Source organism: Tenacibaculum mesophilum (assembly GCF_003867075.1).
Taxonomy (GTDB): Bacteria; Bacteroidota; Bacteroidia; order Flavobacteriales; family Flavobacteriaceae; genus Polaribacter; species Polaribacter mesophilus.
Genome location: NZ_CP032544.1, coordinates 542,555 through 560,574 on the forward strand (window position 1 = coordinate 542,555; position 18,020 = coordinate 560,574).

The following is an 18,020-nucleotide window of genomic DNA, read 5'->3' on the forward strand; positions in this document are numbered from 1 at the left end:
TATGAACCAAAATTACAAGCTATTAAAAGCAACTATTGTACTGTTTTTTGCAACAGTTTTAACAGTTCAATCACAACAGTTACCACAGTTTACTCAATATATGTATAATACAATTTCTATCAACCCTGCATATGCAGGAAGTAGAGAAGTACTGAGTATTGTTGGACTGCATAGAAGTCAGTGGGCAGGATTAGATAGAGCACCAGAAACACAAACCCTATCTATTCACACTCCACTTAGAAATGATAAAATAGGATTAGGATTATCATTTATAAATGATCAATTAGGCTATGAAAATTTCACCTATTTATATGGAGATTTCTCATATACGATTCAGCTTAATGAGGATATAAAATTAGCTTTTGGACTTAAAGCAGGATTTACTCAATACAATATAGATGATGCTTTAATAGCCTCTGAAGGATCAGACCCAGGAATTTCAGGGGTTCAAAATAGATGGGAACCTAATTTTGGGAGCGGTTTATTATTACATACAAATAAATGGTATGTGGGGTTTTCAGCTCCAAGATTATTAAATATAGATCATAATGATTTGGTTGTTAATGGAATTAATTACGGAATTATAGACAGAGTAAGTTATTATTTAACAGGAGGATATGTTTTTGATTTGAGTGATAATGTAAAGTTTAAGCCAGCGACGTTAATTAAAGCAACGAATGGAGCACCAGTATCATATGACATAACAGCAAACTTCTTATTCAATGAAAAATTTTGGTTAGGAGGTTCTTATAGAATCAATGAAAACACAGGAGCTTTAGGGGCTTTAGTAGATATTCAAGTATCTCGTCAGTTCCGAATAGGTTACGCGTACGAGCATCCATTATCAGACATTAATCAATACTCAAATGGTACACATGAAATATTATTAATGTTTGAGTTATTTCCTAAGTCATATAGAACGAAATCTCCTAGATATTTTTAAGAAGGATAGTTATGAAGACAAAAATTACACTGATACTACTTTTTTTATCAAGCTTTGTATTTTCTCAAAGAAAAATAGCAAATAAATTTTATAAAGAATATGCGTATGTAAAAGCAGCTGAGTTTTATAAAAAAGCCATAAACGAAGGAGATGATGGGGTGGATATGATAACAAGGTTGGCAGATTGTTATTATAATAACTCAAACTCTAAACAAGCTGCTTATTGGTATGGAGTTGCTTCAAATAGAAAAGAAAACTTAACTGATGACGCTATATATAAGTATGTACAGTCACTTAGAAGTATAGGAGAGTATGACAAAGCAGATAAATGGCTTCAAAAGATATCTGACAAAGCGTTAAAAGTAAAAAATGTTGACTATAATAAATTAAAAACACTTAATAAAGACTCTGTAGTAGTAGCAAACTTAGAAATTAATACTAAAAACTCAGAGTTTGGAACGTATGTACATGGACAAAAACTATATTTTGCTTCGACAAGAAAAAAAGATGGTGAAATTTATGAATGGAATAACCAACCGTATTTAGACTTATATCAAGCCAAAATTATTAAAAATAAAAAAGATGAAGATAGTATAGCAAGTGTTATTCCTATTGTATCTTCTAAAATTAATACGGGTTTTCATGAATCGAGTGTAGCAATAACTAAAGACGGGAAAACGTTATATTTTACAAGAAATAATTTAAACGAAAAGAAAAAACTAGAGTATAGTAAAAAAGGTACATCACATTTAAAAATATTCAAAGCTACGTTGGTTAATGGGCAATGGGATAATATTGAAGAGTTACCGTTTAATGATAAAATGTATTCTAGTGGACATCCAGCATTGAGTCCGGATGATAAAACATTATATTTTGTATCTGATAGACCAGATAGTTATGGGTTAACGGATATTTATAAAGTAGCTATTTTAGCTAATGGAGAGTATGGAGCACCAATAAACTTAGGAGATAAAATAAATACAAAAGGAAGAGAAATGTTTCCTTTTGTAGCTAAAGATTATACCTTATATTTCTCTTCGGATGGTTATGCAAATTTAGGATTATTAGATATTTTTAAATCTGATTTACTAAAAAATAACTCGTCAGAAGTTATAAATATAGGAGCTCCATTTAATAGTGGATATGATGATTTTGCTTTCTTTTATAATGAAGATGCAAAAACAGGGTACTTTTCTTCTAACCGACCAGGAGGAAAAGGACAGGATGATTTATATAAGTTTAAAACCTTAAAGTGTAAACAATATATTAAAGGGAGAACTTTTGATAAAAGAACAAAAGAAATTTTACCTAACACTTTAGTAGAGCTTATAGACTTTAAAGGAAAAGTTGTAAAAAGGTTCGTAACTCAAGAAGATGCCACTTACGTTTTTGAAGTTGAATGTGAGAAGAAATTTTCTTTAAGAGGAACAAAACTAGATTATAAAGATGACTTCATTAATAATATTGAAACGACAGATGTAAGAGGTATAGAAATAGAGCGTGATTTATATTTAACACCATTAATTATAGGAAACGAAATAGTAATAGATCCTATATTTTTCGATTTTGATAAATGGAATATACGACCAGATGCAGCTTATGAACTAGAGCATATTGTACGAGTAATGAAGAATCATCCAAAAATGATTATTAAAATTGAAGCTCATACAGATAGTAGGGGTAGTGATAAATACAATGAGATTTTATCAGATAGAAGAGCTAAATCTACCAGAGATTATATTTTTTCAAGAGGTATAGCTACCAACAGGATAGAAAGTGCTATTGGTTATGGAGAAAAGCAGTTGGTGAACAAATGTTCTAATGGTGTACCTTGTTCAGATGAAGAGCATCAAGAAAACAGACGCTCAAAATTTATAATTGTTAATGATTATAAAAAATAATATCTAAGACCTCTATTTATTTTAAAAATAGAGGTCTTATCAAGTATTGTTGTTATTTTTTTACAAAAATATTGGTATAGTACCATGTACCACCAGTGTTTTTTTCGGCAGTCACTTCAAAATGGGTAAAATCACCTTCAATATTTTTTCGATGTCCCTCGCTTTTAATCCATCCATTAACAACAGATTCAGCAGTAGAATATCCATAAGCTACATTTTCAGCAACCTTAATAGCATTTGTGTTTTCAACTAAATAATCTTTACGATCATGAAAAAAATCGTGAGAAAGCTCTTTTTTCTTTATCATATACATAGTATGATTATATGTTTGAGATTTTATAGCTTCAAGTTTTTTTAAAGTAGATAAGCCTTTGCTTAATCTATAATCATTAATAAGATCAAGAATTTCATTTTCTATTGATTTTTCTTCTATGCTAACGGTAGAATCAGAAGGAGAGTCAATTAATTCATTTTCATTTGAAGAACAAGAAAAGAAAACTAAGGCACAACATAGTACCAATAACTTAAAGGGGAAGTTATTCATTTTTAATAGGGGTTAGGGGTTAAATTATTTTAAAAGTCCAAAAATAGTACAAAATACAATTTAAAACAAGTTTCTTTTTATGCTTAAACGTATTTTTGTATGATTAGATAGCCTGTTTTATAAAGTCTTCATATTCATAAAAAAACAGTTCAAACTGTGTCATAGTCTCTACAAAAAACTCATAACAATCTCTCCAAGTATCTTTATTGTGAATACTAAATTTTTTATCAAAAGGGATATAAATTCTACGAATAATTTTGTGATTGTTTAACTCAAAATTATCATCAAATATAACTTCAGGTAAATATTCTGTTTCCAATATTTTCTTCAAAGAAAGAAGTTGATCGTAAAGTAATTCATTGGCTACATCTTCTGGATGTTCGAAATCTAAACAAACTGAAGCGTTTTTTCTATCCGCTTGAAATTTAAAAGCAAATCCCTTTATTTTGGTATTGTATAACAACCATTTTCTTGGAAAAGATTTTCCAAAACTAGTCCAAAATTCTTTACGCAATCGGGCAGATTCTTCTTTACTAAACACTATCCGTGAACTTTTGCAGTTTTACCTCTTTCTCGCATCATTTCGGCTTCGAAAGCCAATAAATCTTCCCATTTTTTATCAACGATTTCACGATCCATATACTTACGAGCATACCCTAAAAATAAGGTATAATGATTTGCTTCAGAAACCATTAAATCCAAATAAAATTTAGATAATTGTTCATCTTCCATATTATCAGCAAAAACCTTAAAACGTTCACAGCTACGTGCTTCTATTAGAGCAGCAACTAAAAGTCTGTGAATTAGCGCTTCTGTTCTATTACCTGTATGAGGGAAAAATTTTTGCAATTTTAAAGCATAATCGTTTTTAGTAGCCTGTCCTAAAACCATATCTCGCTCTATCATTATGTTATGTACCATCCTAAAATGTTCCATTTCTTCAATAGCAATATCACTCATATCTTTAACAAGTTCAGTTTCTTCAGAGTAATTGATAATAATTGACACAGCATTTGAAGCAGCTTTTTGTTCAGCAAAAGCATGATCTGTTAATAGTTGTTCTAATCCGTTTTTAGCAACTTCAACCCATGAAGTTTCTGTGTCAAATTGTAATCCAAGCATAATGTGTAATTGAGGTTGTAAAAGTAAAAAATATAAGTGCTAATTGTATTATAAATACTCTAAAAATGGTAAATTTGTTGCTGAAAAAATCTCTTAAGAAAATTGCTTTAAAAAATATTGATCCGAATTACGAATACTAAATAGATTGCTACAAATTCTAAATAGGGTAATATTTTAAAAATATTTTTCAGTAGTTTTAGATAAAATAGAGAAAGACAGAAAACTTCTAAGGAAATGAAATTACAGTTACAAAAAAAAATGGGAAAAATTATTGGCGCTTTAGCATTAGTCTTTTTAATGATTACAGCTAATTCGTGTAAAAAAACAGTTACTACAGAAAGTAATGTAAATGAATTTGGTGAATATATTAGTGGTTTTCCAGATAAGCTAATATCGGTAAACCCTAACTTAAAATTTGTATTAAAAAATAAAGTCACGACAAACTTTGATGCCACTGAAGTTATTACTACAAAACCAGCTATAAAAGGAGAAGTAGTTTTAAATGATAATGAGTTAGTTTTTGTTCCAGCTGAAAAACTAAAAAGCAATCAAGAGTATTTAATAACACTTCATTTATCTAAATTATATGAAGATATAGAGGAAGATTTAGAGAACTTTACTGTTAAAGTGAAAACTAAAGAATTATTATTCAACGTTTCTTTACAAGCTCCAAGTGTTCATAATAAAAAACTATATGCAGTAGAAGGAGAGTTAATTGCTAGTGATATTATAGAAACGGAAAAAATTCCATCTTTAATTAGAGCTACATATAATGGGAAAGAAAAAGCTATAAAGTTTAGTACTGTAGGTAAAGTAAGTTCTAAAGTTTACTTTAAGATAGACAGTATAGAGCGCTATGAGGAAGACAAACAATTAAAGGTAGAGTGGACTGGAACACCAATTCAGTCAGAGTCCAAAGGAAGTAGAGAAGTTACCATAACAGGAAAAAACAACTTTAAGATATTAAATGTTGAAGTTATTGATATAGATAAACAACATATTGAAATAAGCTTCTCAGACCCATTACAAAAATCACAAAATTTAAAAGGACTTATTCAGTTTTTAAATACTCAAAAAAGAGCTTTTACATACAAGATAAATAGTAACAAAGTAACAGTATATCCAAAATCATCATTTACACAAAAAGTTGATTTAGAGATTTTCAAAGGAATTAAGAGTGTGGATGGTTATACTTTAAAAGAAAACACAATTAAAACGGTTTATTTTGAAGAATTAAAGCCTGCGGTAAAGTTTATAAAGAGTGGATCAATACTTCCAAACTCTAATAACCTAAAAATAAATTTTAGTGCAGTTAACTTAAAAGCGGTTGATGCTACAATTTACAAAGTATATAAGGAAAATGTATTGCAATTTTTACAAAATAATAGTTTAAGTAATCAAGGAAATTTACGTTATGTAGGGCGTCCTGTAGCTAAATACACAGTAAACCTTGGTAATCAAGGATTAGATCTAAGTAAAGAAAATGCTTTTGCTATTGATTTAGCAGAAATAATAAAAGTGGAAAACGGAGCGATGTATAGAGTCGAGTTTTCATTTAATAAAGACTATTCAAATTATAAATGTGCAGAAGGTGTTTCAACGAAAACCATCGTTTTCGGAAAAAAGGAGATAGATACCAAAAGCTATGACAACCCTAATTACTATGACGATTATTACTACGATTATAATTGGAGAGATAGAGAGGATCCTTGCACAACGTCATACTATTATAACAAAGATATTAGTACAAATATTTTAGCTACCAATATTGGAGTTATAATTAAAAAAGGAAATAATAATAAAACGTTAGTAGCAGTAACAGATATACTTACCACAGATGCTATAGAAGGAGCAAAAGTAACTTTATATAATTTACAAAAGCAAGAAGTAGCTTCAGAAACAACTAATAAAGAAGGAGTAGTTTCTTTTTCTGATGTTACTAATGCCTTTTTTGCAGTAGTTACTAAAAACAACAATACAACTTATGTGAAGTTGAAAGACGGTGATGCACTTTCAATGAGTAAGTTTGATGTTTCTGGAGTGAAATTACAAGAAGGAATCAAAGGGTATATTTATGGAGAACGAGGAGTTTGGAGACCAGGAGATCAATTGTTTTTAACTTTTGTTTTAAACGATAATGCGAATCCAATTCCAGAGGAACACCCAATAAAATTTGAATTAATAAATCCGCAAGGAAAAATAATCGATAGAAAAGTACTTCCAAAAAAATCAAACAATGTATACACATACGCTCCTATAACAAACCTAGAAGCTATTACTGGTAATTGGAAGTTACGTGTAAGTGTTGGCGGAGCTGTTTTCAATAAAACATTAAAGATTGAAACCATAAAACCGAATCGATTAAAGATAAAACTAGCTACAGATGCAGAGTTCATCAAAGCAAATTCAACTATTACAGGAAATGTAGAAGTAAAATGGTTACATGGAGCAATAGCAAGAGGATTAAAGTTAGATATCAACGGGAAATTCTCACAAACCAATACGGAGTTTTCAAAATTCAAAAACTATAATTTTGATGATGTAACTCGTCGATTTGGAACAGAAGAGTTTAAAGTGCTAAAAGGAAGTTTAAGTAATGAAGGAACTACTAAGTTCTCGGTAAAACCTAAATTAGATAGTAAAGCTCCAGGAATGTTAAGAGCGAGTTTTATTACAAAAGTGTATGAAAATGGAGGTGACTTTAGTACAGATGTGTTCTCTAACAAAGTGTCACCGTATACTTCGTATGCTGGATTACAAGATGCTGAAGAACCACAATCTAAAAACTATTTATTTACAGATGAAAACTATACATTTAATGTAGCTTCAGTAAATGAAGAAGGAGTAGGAATAGCAAATACTTTAGAAGTAAATGTATATAAATTATCATGGCGTTGGTGGTGGAGTACTTCTGATAATGGATTGTCTAGTTATGATGGTACACGTTATCATGAACCTTATAAGAAATTAAAAGTAACAACAAATGCAAGCGGTAAAGGAACCTTTACATTAAAGGTTGACGAAAATGATTGGGGACGTTATTTAATAAAAGTAAAAGACTCAAAAAGTAAGCATGTTACCTCAAATGTGGTTTATTTTGATTGGCCTTCTTGGTATGCTAAAAAGAAAGGAAATCAAGATAAAAGTAACGCTACGATGTTAATATTTACAACCGATAAAGAATCGTATGAAGTAGATGAAAAAGCAACTGTGAAGTTTCCGTCTTCAGAAGGAGGAAAAGCGTTTATTACCATAGAAAACGGAACAGAAGTATTAGATCATTTCTGGGTACCAACACAAGCACAACAAACATCGTTTAGTTTCCCAGTAAAAGCGAGTTATACACCAAATGTATTTGTAAATATTTCATTGTTACAAAAACATAGTCAAACAGTAAACGATTTACCAATTCGTATGTACGGTTCAATACCAATGTTGGTACACAATCCTGCAACGAAATTAGAACCAAAAATCCAGTTAGCGGACGAGTTAAGACCAGAGTCTACGGCTACTATTCAAGTAAAAGAAGAAAAAGGTAGACCAATGACCTATACCATTGCGTTAGTGGATGAAGGCTTGTTAGATTTAACACGTTTTAAAACACCAAATCCATGGGGAGTGTTCTATGCACGCCAATCTCTTGGTGTAAAAACTTGGGATATTTTTGATGACGTTATTGGTGCTTACGGTGGAAAAGTAAATCAAATATTAAGTATTGGAGGAGATGAAGCAGAGGCAGGAAGTAAAAACCGAAAAGCGAATCGATTCAAACCAATGGTTACGTATTTAGGCCCTTTCGATTTAGAAAAAGGAGACAGTAAGGAACATAAAATAAAAATACCTAAATATGTAGGATCTGTTCGAGCTATGGTGGTGGCTACTGATACTAAAAAAGATGCGTACGGTAGCGATGAAAAAACAGCTTTTGTACGAAAACCAGTAATGATTTTAGCATCATTGCCTCGTAAAATAACACCACAAGAAACTGTTACCTTACCAGTTACTGTTTTTGCAATGAAACCAAACATTAAAAATGTAAAAGTTACAGTACAACCAAACGAAGCATATACTATTGTAGGAGATAAAACACAAACCGTTTCATTTAGTCAGCCAGATGAAAAAATGGCGTATTTCACCTTAAAAGTAAATGATTTTAAAGGAATTGGTAAAGTAAAAATAGACGCAAGTTCAGGAAGAGAAAAAGCATCTTACGAAGTAGAAATAGATGTGTTAAACCCAAATCCAGTAACTACTGAAGTAAAAGATGTCGTATTGAAATCTAATGAAGTAGGGGAGATTAACTTTACAAGTTTTGGTACCAAAGGAACGAACGGAGCTACGTTAGAATTATCAACCTTACCACCAATGAACTTTACCAAGCGTTTGGGATACTTAATTCGTTATCCGCATGGATGTGTAGAACAAACAACTTCAGGTGCTTTTCCACAGTTGTTTTTACCAGAATTATTTGAATTATCAAAAGAGAAGATAGCTTCAACAGAAAGAAATATAAAAGCAGCAATTCAACGTTTATCAGATTTCCAATTATCTAATGGAGGATTGTCATACTGGCAAGGAAATAGTACCGCAGATAGTTGGGGAACGTCTTATGCAGGTCATTTTATGATAGCGGCCGAGAAGAAAGGATATGTGCTACCTATTGGTTTCAAATCAAAATGGATAGGATATCAAAAGCAACAAGCACGTAATTGGAGAAATAACTCACGTTATTACAATAATTCTTTATCACAAGCATATAGGTTATACACGTTAAGTTTAGCAAATAGTCCTGATTTAGCATCAATGAACCGTTTACGCGAATCAATGGGAGTTTCAGATGAAGCAAAAATGAGATTAGCAAGCGCGTATGCTTTAATAGGTAAAAAGGCTATAGCAAAATCTATTTTAAAAGGAATAACCGGTTATACCTATACAAAACGATATTATTCAAACTATGGTTCTGAAACTAGAAACAAAGCAATGTCTTTAGAAACCTATATGTTGTTGGATGACGAAACTAAATCAATAAAGTTAGCAAAAGAAATTGCTGAAAATCTATCAAGCGAGCGTTGGATGAGCACACAAACTACGGCCTATAGTTTGTTGGCAATGAGCCAATATGCTCTAAAAAATGGCGGTAGTGACGGAATTAATACAAGTTATATTTTAAATAAGGCGTCAGGAGAAGCAAGTACTTCAAAATCGCTGTTAGCAAAAGATTTAATAGCTATTCAAAAAGAAAATTCATTAAAAATAACTAACAAAAACAACGGAGTTTTATATGTACGTATACTAAACAAAGGAATTTTACCAGTAGGTGAAGAAAAAGTATTCCAAAAGAATTTAGAAACCACTATTACATACAAAACAAAAGATGGAGCTCGTATTACTCCAGATAACTTGTCACAAGGAACCAATTTTGTAGCAGAAGTTACAGTGAAAAATCCAACAAGTGAAACCATTGAAAATGTAGCATTAACGCAATACATTCCTTCAGGATGGGAAATTGTAAATACACGTTTTACTGATTTTGGAAACAATACAACATCTTCAAAAGTAGATTATACCGATATACGAGATGCAAGTATCAGTAACTACTTTACCTTGAAGAAGTACGAAACCAAAACATTTAGAGTATTAGTGAATGCTTCGTATTTAGGTGAATATTATTTACCAGGAGTACAAGTAGAAGCAATGTATGACAACGATTATATAGCTCGTACTAAAGGACAGTGGATTAAGGTAATTAAGTAAATAGTTTCTAAACAATCATTACGGTTTTTGTAGTGATTGTTTGTTATTTGTTAAATTTTAAAAGAGGGTACGAGGGATATTTTTTAGGAGAAATTTGACACATAAAATAATTTATGCAAACAATTTTCAAATGGATACAACAAAATAAAATCAAAACAATCATCACAGCGTTCGTGGTGATTGTTTATTATTTCTGTTTACCAAAAAAATTATTTGAGATACCTACATCAACAGTTGTTACTGCAAAAAACAACAAATTATTAGGAGCTGTAATAGCCAGCGATGGTCAGTGGAGATTTCCTGAGTTAGACTCTGTGCCTAGAAAATTTGAATATTGTATTTTACAATTTGAAGATGCTTACTTCTATAAGCATTTCGGGTTTAATCCTATTTCAATAGGAAAAGCAATGGTAGAAAACATCAAAGCGAAAAGAGTTGTACGAGGAGGAAGCACATTGACACAGCAAGTAATTCGCTTATCAAGAAAGAATAAAGAACGCTCATATTTTGAAAAGCTACAAGAATTAATACTAGCCACTCGATTAGAATTTCGTCACTCAAAAAAAGAAATTCTAAACCTCTATGCATCTCATGCTCCTTATGGAGGAAATGTTGTTGGGTTAGAAATGGCATCGTGGCGTTATTTTGGTTTAAAACCACATCAATTGTCATGGGCAGAAACAGCAACTCTAGCTGTATTACCCAATGCTCCTTCATTGATTTATCCGGGAAAAAATCAACAAAAGCTAAAAAATAAAAGAAATAGGTTATTACAAAAATTACATGAAGAAGGAATAATAGATCAAATAACATATGATTTAGCAATTGAAGAAGAGTTACCACAAAAACCATATCCGTTACCTACAGTAGCACCACATTTTGTACAAGAAGTAACTAAACAGTATAGAGGACAACGTGTAAAAAGTTCTATTGATATTCATTTGCAAAGGCAAGTAAATAATTTAGTAAAGCAGCATTATTTCCGTCAAAAACAAAATGAAGTCTACAATATGGCAGTATTGGTGTTAGATGTTAAAACAAGAAAAGTACTGTCTTATGTAGGGAATTCTCCAACCGATAAAGCACATCAAAAAGATGTGAACAATATCATCGCTCCAAGAAGTACAGGAAGTACTTTAAAGCCTTTTTTATATGCGCAAATGCTACAATCGGGAGATTTACTACCTAGTCAATTAGTCGCAGATGTACCAACAGAAATAGCAGGTTATTCTCCTAAAAATTTTAATTTAACTTTTGATGGAGCAGTTCCTGCGAACGAAGCATTAACACGTTCACTGAACATTCCTTCAGTACGCATGTTACAGCGATACGGATTGGAAAAATTTAGAGAAGATTTAAAAGCATATCACATTAGCGATATTAATAAATCAGCAGATTATTATGGACTCTCCTTGATTTTAGGAGGAGCAGAAGCTAGTTTATGGGATTTATGTAAAACCTTTGCAGGATACGCAGGAATTGTAAATCACTATGAAGAACTAAAACATAAGTATTACCAAAATGAGTTCATAGAACCTAGTTTTTTGTCAGAAAGAACTCCAGATTTTGGTAAAGTTCAAGAAGACTATATAACTTTAGATGCTGGAGCTACATTTTTAACACTAAACACTTTAATAGAGGTAAATAGACCTTATACAGATCAAGCTTGGAAGTATTATGATTCGTCTCAAAAAATAGCATGGAAAACAGGGACAAGTTTTGGAAATAAAGATGCTTGGGCAGTTGGAGTTACCCCAAAATATGTAGTAGGGGTGTGGATAGGAAATTCTGATGGAGAAGGACGTCCAGACTTAACAGGAGTTGGAAGTGCAGCTCCATTAATGTTTAATGTTTTTGATGTGTTACCGAAATCTAACTGGTTTTTAGAACCCTATGAAGATTTAATAGAAGCTGCTATTTGTGAGAAAAGCGGGTTCTTAGCTAAGACAATTTGTCCTTTAGTAATAACCAAAAGAGTTCAAAAAAGTGCTATGAAAGCCAAGTCATGCCCGTATCACCAAGAAATAACGGTAGATATATCTGAAAAATATAGAGTGAACTCAAATTGCGAATCAATTTCTAACATGATAACAAAACCATGGTTTGTATTACCACCACTAATGGCTTATTATTATCAGCAGAATAACGCAGATTACAGATCACTTCCAAAATATAGATCAGATTGTAACCAGTTGGAAAGTAATACAATGGATTTTGTTTTTCCTGCTAAGCTCACATCAAAAATATCGTTAACACGAGGAGAGAATAATAAGTTAAATCCTATAATTTTAAAGCTCACACACGCCAATGCAGAGGCAAAAGTATATTGGTATTTAAATAAACAATTTATTGGAATAACAGAACAGTATCATGAACAAGCTGTTATGCCAAAAAAAGGAGTTCATACAATAACAGTTATAGATGATTTTGGGAATGAGCTGAAAAGGATTATTGAACTAAAAAATTAAATAAATATAAATACGGTTTAATTAAAAGCTGTATTTTTAGTTTTTTTAAATATAAAATATGTTAGAACTAGCAGGGATAATTATACTTGGAATTTTAGCTCAATGGGTAGCTTGGAGGTTTAAAATTCCAGCAATTTTACCTTTAATTTTAATAGGATTGCTTGTTGGACCTATTGCAGCAGAATTTTTTAATGATGATGGAAGTAAATGGATAGAACCTATTTGGGATGGTGAAAAAGGGTTATTCCCCGGAGAAGGACTGTACTATTTTGTGTCATTATCAATTAGTATTATTCTTTTTGAAGGAGGTTTGACCTTACGACGCGGAGAAATAAAAAATATAGGTCCTGTTATCACCAAATTAATCACATTAGGATCTGCAGTTACTTTTTTTGGAGGAGCTATAATTGCTCATTATGTATTTGGATTAAGTTGGGAGTTGTCATTCTTATTTTCTGGATTAATAATTGTTACTGGACCTACAGTAATAACACCAATTCTTAGAAACATACCGCTTAAAAAAGATGTCTCAGCAGTTTTAAAATGGGAAGGAATACTAATAGACCCTATTGGAGCATTAGTAGCTGTACTTGTTTTTGAATTTATAAGTGTAGGTGGAGGTGCTGGATTTACTGGAACAGCCTTATTAGAATTCTTAAAAATTATCCTTTTTGGAACCACTTTCGGTTTCACTTTTGCCCATGCTTTAATCTTTGTAATTAATAAAAAATGGGTGCCACATTATTTATTAAATGTAGTTTCCTTATCCACTGTTTTATTAGTATTTGTAGAATCTGAATTATTTGCTCATGAATCAGGATTATTAGCTGTTGTGGTTATGGGAATGGTACTTGGTAATAGTAAATTAAAGAACTTAAAAGAGATACTGTACTTTAAAGAATCATTAAGTGTCTTGTTAATCTCTATTCTATTTATTTTATTATCAGCAAATATTGATTATAAAGAGCTAACACTATTATATGAGTGGAAAACATTGCTTCTATTTGCTTTAATTGTGTTTGTGATACGTCCGTTAGCAGTATTTTTAAGTACCTCAAAATCTAATTTAAAAACTAACGAAAAACTATTTATTAGTTGGGTAGGGCCAAGAGGTATTGTTGCAGCAGGTATTGCTTCGTTATTTGGAAGCAAGCTGTTAAAGCAAGGAATTGAAGGAGCAGAATATATTACACCTTTAGTATTTATGGTGGTGTTAGGAACTGTTTTGTTAAACGCTACTACAGCAAGGTTATTTGCTAAATTAGTTGGTGTATTTTTAAAACGTTCAAATGCAATAATGATTGTTGGAGCTTCAGATTTAGCTAGAATGATTGCTAAGTATTTAAAACAAAACCAAAGAAGAGTGGTGTTGATTGATTCTAATATTGAAAATGTTGAAAAGGCCAAAGAAGAAGGATTAGAATCAATTGAAGTAAATATTTATGATGATCAACTTACAGACAATATTGAACTTAATGATGTAGGATATTTAATAGCAATGACAGGAAGTGATTCAATTAACAAATTTGTAATTTCTAATTTCTCCTCTATTTTTGGAGAGCAAGGAGCTTATCGTTTAGCAACTTCTCAGGAAGTTATTACAAAAGATTACGAAGACGAAGATCATTTATTTACAATAGAAGATGATTATATTAATTTAATGGAAGCTGTAAGAGAATTCCCTGAAATTCACGAAACAGTAGTTAATTCTATTGATGATTATAAGAAGAAAATTGAAGAAATTAATAGAGATCAAAAATCGATTCCAATTTTCGTTAAGAGTCAAAAGAATGAAATTCTATTAATCTCAGAATTTGAGAAAAAAGTAAAGAAAATAGAAGATTGGAAGTTAGTTTACGTAGGTAAGAATTTAAACATCTAAGCCAAAAGTACTCTTTAATTTTTCAATTAATGGATTTTTTTCTTTTAGTTTGTCGTACTTCTCTTGAGGAGTATAGGCAAACTTTTTTTCTACAGTTTCATTTACAATAACATTAATTTGGATACCATAGTTATTTAATTTTTCTCGTAAAAAACGTAATAACTTAGGTTTTCCTTTTTCAAGTTGAGACTTCATTAAGTCATTAGGCAACGAAAAAACAATAGTAAAATCTTCTTGTAACTTGGGCTCACCAGAAGCTAAAATAGCAGCGATACTTCGTTCTCCAAAACCTTGTAATTGGAAATAATATTTTTTCCAAGCATCTTTTAACTCATCTTGAGTAAAAGGAGTTCTTGGATGATTATCGAAGTTTTCCTCTGTATCAATAGTACTTTTTACTTCTTTCTTTTGCTGTAAGCTTTTTAAAGATAAAGCAGAAGTACGTCGTTTAATGTTCTTTAAAACTGGTTTAGTGGGAGTTTTTTCTTTTGTTTCAGTACTAGTTACTTGTACTGGTTCCATTTTTTTAGGAGTTTTTGTAACAATAGGCTTTACCTCAGTTTTTTTGACAGAAGGAGATAAAGCGGTAAAAAAAGTAGCAGGAATTATGTAGTTGCTAGATTTTTTTTTTGCTCCATCAAAAGTGATAGAGGCAATTTGCATTAAAGTAAGTTCTACCAATAAGCGTTGGTTTTTACTTCCTCGATATTTCAAGTCGCAATCATTAGCCTTGTCTATAGCAGGGAGTAAAAATTGCATACTGGCTTTAGAAGCTTGCTCTAAATATTTTTTCTTAGTATTATCACCAACCTCTAATAAAGCTATGGTAGCTTGGTCTTTTGCAACTAACAAATCTCTAAAGTGAGAAGCCAAACCGTTTATAAAATGATGTCCCTCAAAACCTTTTCCCAATACATCGTTAAATGCCATTAAGACTTCTGGAATTTTATTCTGAAGTAATAAATCGGTAATGTTAAAATACACATCGTAGTCTAACACATTTAAGTTTTTAGTAACAGCTTCGCGAGTTAAATTGTTTCCAGAGAAGCTTACAACTCTATCAAAAATAGAAAGGGCGTCACGCATTGCACCGTCAGCTTTTTGAGCAATTACATGTAATGCATCATCTTCAGCAGTAATGTTTTCTTTAGCACAAATCGTTTTTAAATACTCTTTAGCATCTAAAACACCAATGCGTTTAAAATCAAAAATTTGACAACGAGATAATATCGTTGGTATAATTTTATGTTTTTCAGTAGTTGCTAAAATAAAAATAGCATGTGCAGGCGGTTCTTCTAACGTTTTTAAAAAAGCATTAAAAGCGGCTTGAGAAAGCATGTGAACCTCATCAATAATATAAACCTTGTACTTTCCTGTTTGAGGCGGAATACGAACTTGATCTGTTAAATTACGAATATCATCAACCGAGTTGTTAGAAGCCGCATCTAATTCAAAAATATTAAAAGCAAAATCTTCATCATCAGTAGTTGCATCTTCTTGGTTAATACGTTTAGCCAAGATACGAGCACACGATGTTTTACCAACTCCACGAGGTCCTGTAAACAATAAAGCTTGAGCTAAATGGTTGTTTTGTATAGCATTTTCTAACGTATTGGTAATAGCTTGTTGCCCTACTACATCTTCAAAATTTTGAGGACGATATTTACGTGCCGATACTATAAAATGTTCCATTAAAATATACTGTTTACTTGAACAAAAATAGAAAACACAGTGGCAACACGCAAACAAAATTCTTAAGGAAATATTAAAGTTGTAAACAATTGTAAAAATTGTATTCTTTGTACGACCAACTAACATATAAATAATAGGAATTATATGAAGATATTTAAGGGAGTAACAGTATTTACTGTTGTTGTTTTAGCGGTAACGTTATTAAGTTTTTCACAAAAAAAAGAAGAAAAACTAAAAGAGGTGTCAGTAGAAACAAGCTCAGAAACACAAGTAGCTTACTTTGCAAGTGGTTGTTTTTGGTGTGTAGAAGCAATTTTTGAAAGTGTAAATGGAGTAGAAGAAGCTGTATCAGGATATGCAGGAGGACATACTAAAAATCCAACCTATAAAACAATAGGAACAGGTAGAACAGGACATGCTGAATCTGTAGCTGTATATTATAATCCGAAAAAAGTTAGTTTTCAAACATTAGTAACGGTGTTTTTTGGTTCACACGATCCAACCACTATAAACGGGCAACATCCTGATTATGGTTCACAGTATCGTTCAATAGCTTTCTATAAAACACAAGAAGAAAAGCAGTTCATAGAAAATACTATTAAAAAATTGAATAAAGATGTGTATCATGGGAAAATAGTTACGGAGGTTAAAAAGATGGAGAAGTTTTACCCTGCGGAAGAGTATCATCAAAACTATGAGCGTTTGCACCCAGAAAACCCTTATGTGCAAAAAGTTTCAATTCCTCGATTAAACCGGTTTAAACGCAAGTTTCCGGAATTGCTTAAAAAGGAAAAGCATTAAAAACTTTATTAAGTTAAAGTTTGTTTATATAAAAGCTCCCCAGCAACAGCGTTACTGGGGAGTTATTTTTTATAGAGTAAAGGTTATTTCTATAAAAATACTTTTAGGAGTAAATTTTCTGGTGAATGTAACTGGTTGTGTAGAACATATAGAAGAGGTAGTAGTATATTCCAATACAGAAAAAGTAGTTTTCAATTTCTCAACTAAACTAGTTCAATTGCAAATATCCAAGTTTGCTAAAAAAGAAAAGTATTAAAAACTTTATCAAGTAAAAGTTGGTTTAAATATAAAGCCTCTTAGCAGCATAGTTACTAAGAGGCTTTTATAATATGGATTGTTATAATTATTGTATTTCTACTTTAAAAGAAACTTGTACATCTGTTTCTCCACCAGCGTTGGTAATATCTCCTTCTTTTACTCCAGAAGCTCCTTTATTTGGCTCGTGTCTTAAGATAAAAACATAATTTCCACTTCCAGCTGCACCAGTTGCAACCGTAAAATTAATACCTACAGGATTTCCATTGGCATCATTATCACCAGCATAAGAGAAAGTACTAGCAATACCACCTGTTACATTATAAAAGAACTGGTGTTCATCTGCTTCTTCAGCAACTTCTTCAGTAATATTTTCAGCTGGGTCTTCTAATTCATTTAATAAGGTAATTTCTCCATTATATGTTGTGTTAGCAGCTAAAGTACCTCCTGTAACTACTGGATCGTTAGGACCATCACCATCTAAATCTTTACTTTGCAATGTAACGGTATCACCACCTCCTTGTGGAGTTAATTTAACAGTTACTGTAGTAATAACTTCTTCTTCGTTAACTGGTACTGGGTTATCATCACTAGAACAAGAAGTAATTGCTAATGCAGAAGTAAATAATATGGCTAATAATTTAATATTTTTCATTTT

At 31.4% G+C, this 18,020-nt stretch carries 11 protein-coding genes; 6 read left to right on the top strand and 5 right to left on the bottom strand.

The genetic code is table 11. The features are described 5' to 3' along the window. Window position 1: 1 nt before the first annotated feature. Together D6200_RS02560 and D6200_RS02565 are read left to right on the top strand one after the other, a co-directional pair. Window positions 2-943 (top strand): PorP/SprF family type IX secretion system membrane protein, encoded by a 942-nt coding sequence (locus D6200_RS02560; RefSeq protein ID WP_073183540.1) that lies wholly within the window; start codon window positions 2-4, stop codon window positions 941-943. Between the two features lie 11 nt (window positions 944-954). Continuing rightward, on the top strand, window positions 955-2,844 hold the full coding sequence (locus D6200_RS02565) for an OmpA family protein (protein ID WP_073183538.1): 1,890 nt from the start codon (window positions 955-957) through the stop codon (window positions 2,842-2,844). Window positions 2,845-2,896: 52 nt separating this feature from the next. Here the strand turns inward: D6200_RS02565 and D6200_RS02570 are convergent, their stop codons facing one another. The 3 genes from D6200_RS02570 to miaE form a co-directional block, all read right to left on the bottom strand. Beyond that, window positions 2,897-3,388 carry a CAP domain-containing protein gene (locus D6200_RS02570; protein ID WP_047790570.1) on the bottom strand — a complete coding sequence of 164 codons (492 nt, stop codon included), beginning with the start codon at window positions 3,386-3,388 and terminating at the stop codon, window positions 2,897-2,899. A 103-nt stretch (window positions 3,389-3,491) separates the two neighbouring features. Beyond that, window positions 3,492-3,929, bottom strand: a complete 438-nt coding sequence (locus tag D6200_RS02575) for a DUF4268 domain-containing protein (protein ID WP_047790571.1) — start codon at window positions 3,927-3,929, stop codon at window positions 3,492-3,494. Next, complete coding sequence (miaE, locus tag D6200_RS02580; RefSeq protein ID WP_073183535.1) at window positions 3,929-4,510, bottom strand: tRNA-(ms[2]io[6]A)-hydroxylase; 582 nt, start codon at window positions 4,508-4,510, stop codon at window positions 3,929-3,931. Before miaE ends, D6200_RS02575 begins: the two co-directional genes overlap by 1 nt. 258 nt (window positions 4,511-4,768) lie before the next feature. Between miaE and D6200_RS02585 the strand changes: the two genes are divergently transcribed. From D6200_RS02585 to D6200_RS02595, 3 genes are all read left to right on the top strand, one after another. Then, window positions 4,769-10,264, top strand: a complete 5,496-nt coding sequence (locus tag D6200_RS02585) for an alpha-2-macroglobulin family protein (RefSeq protein ID WP_073183836.1) — start codon at window positions 4,769-4,771, stop codon at window positions 10,262-10,264. Window positions 10,265-10,377: 113 nt separating this feature from the next. Next, window positions 10,378-12,732 (top strand): penicillin-binding protein 1C, encoded by a 2,355-nt coding sequence (gene pbpC / locus D6200_RS02590; protein ID WP_073183533.1) that lies wholly within the window; start codon window positions 10,378-10,380, stop codon window positions 12,730-12,732. Window positions 12,733-12,790: 58 nt separating this feature from the next. Continuing rightward, window positions 12,791-14,614: a cation:proton antiporter gene (locus D6200_RS02595; RefSeq protein ID WP_047790574.1), complete on the top strand. Its 1,824-nt coding sequence runs from the start codon at window positions 12,791-12,793 to the stop codon at window positions 14,612-14,614. Here the strand turns inward: D6200_RS02595 and dnaX are convergent. Further along, window positions 14,603-16,306, bottom strand: a complete 1,704-nt coding sequence (gene dnaX, locus D6200_RS02600; RefSeq protein ID WP_073183531.1) for a DNA polymerase III subunit gamma/tau — start codon at window positions 16,304-16,306, stop codon at window positions 14,603-14,605. The two genes, D6200_RS02595 and dnaX, sit on opposite strands and share 12 nt — an antisense overlap. 144 nt (window positions 16,307-16,450) lie before the next feature. Between dnaX and msrA the strand changes: the two genes are divergently transcribed. Continuing rightward, window positions 16,451-17,107, top strand: coding sequence for a peptide-methionine (S)-S-oxide reductase MsrA (gene msrA, locus D6200_RS02605; protein WP_073183529.1), 657 nt, complete (start codon window positions 16,451-16,453; stop codon window positions 17,105-17,107). 343 nt (window positions 17,108-17,450) lie between these two features. On the opposite strand, the gene D6200_RS02610 is transcribed toward msrA, so the two are convergent. Then, complete coding sequence (locus D6200_RS02610; protein WP_073183527.1) at window positions 17,451-18,017, bottom strand: type 1 periplasmic binding fold superfamily protein; 567 nt, start codon at window positions 18,015-18,017, stop codon at window positions 17,451-17,453. Window positions 18,018-18,020 lie beyond the last annotated feature (3 nt).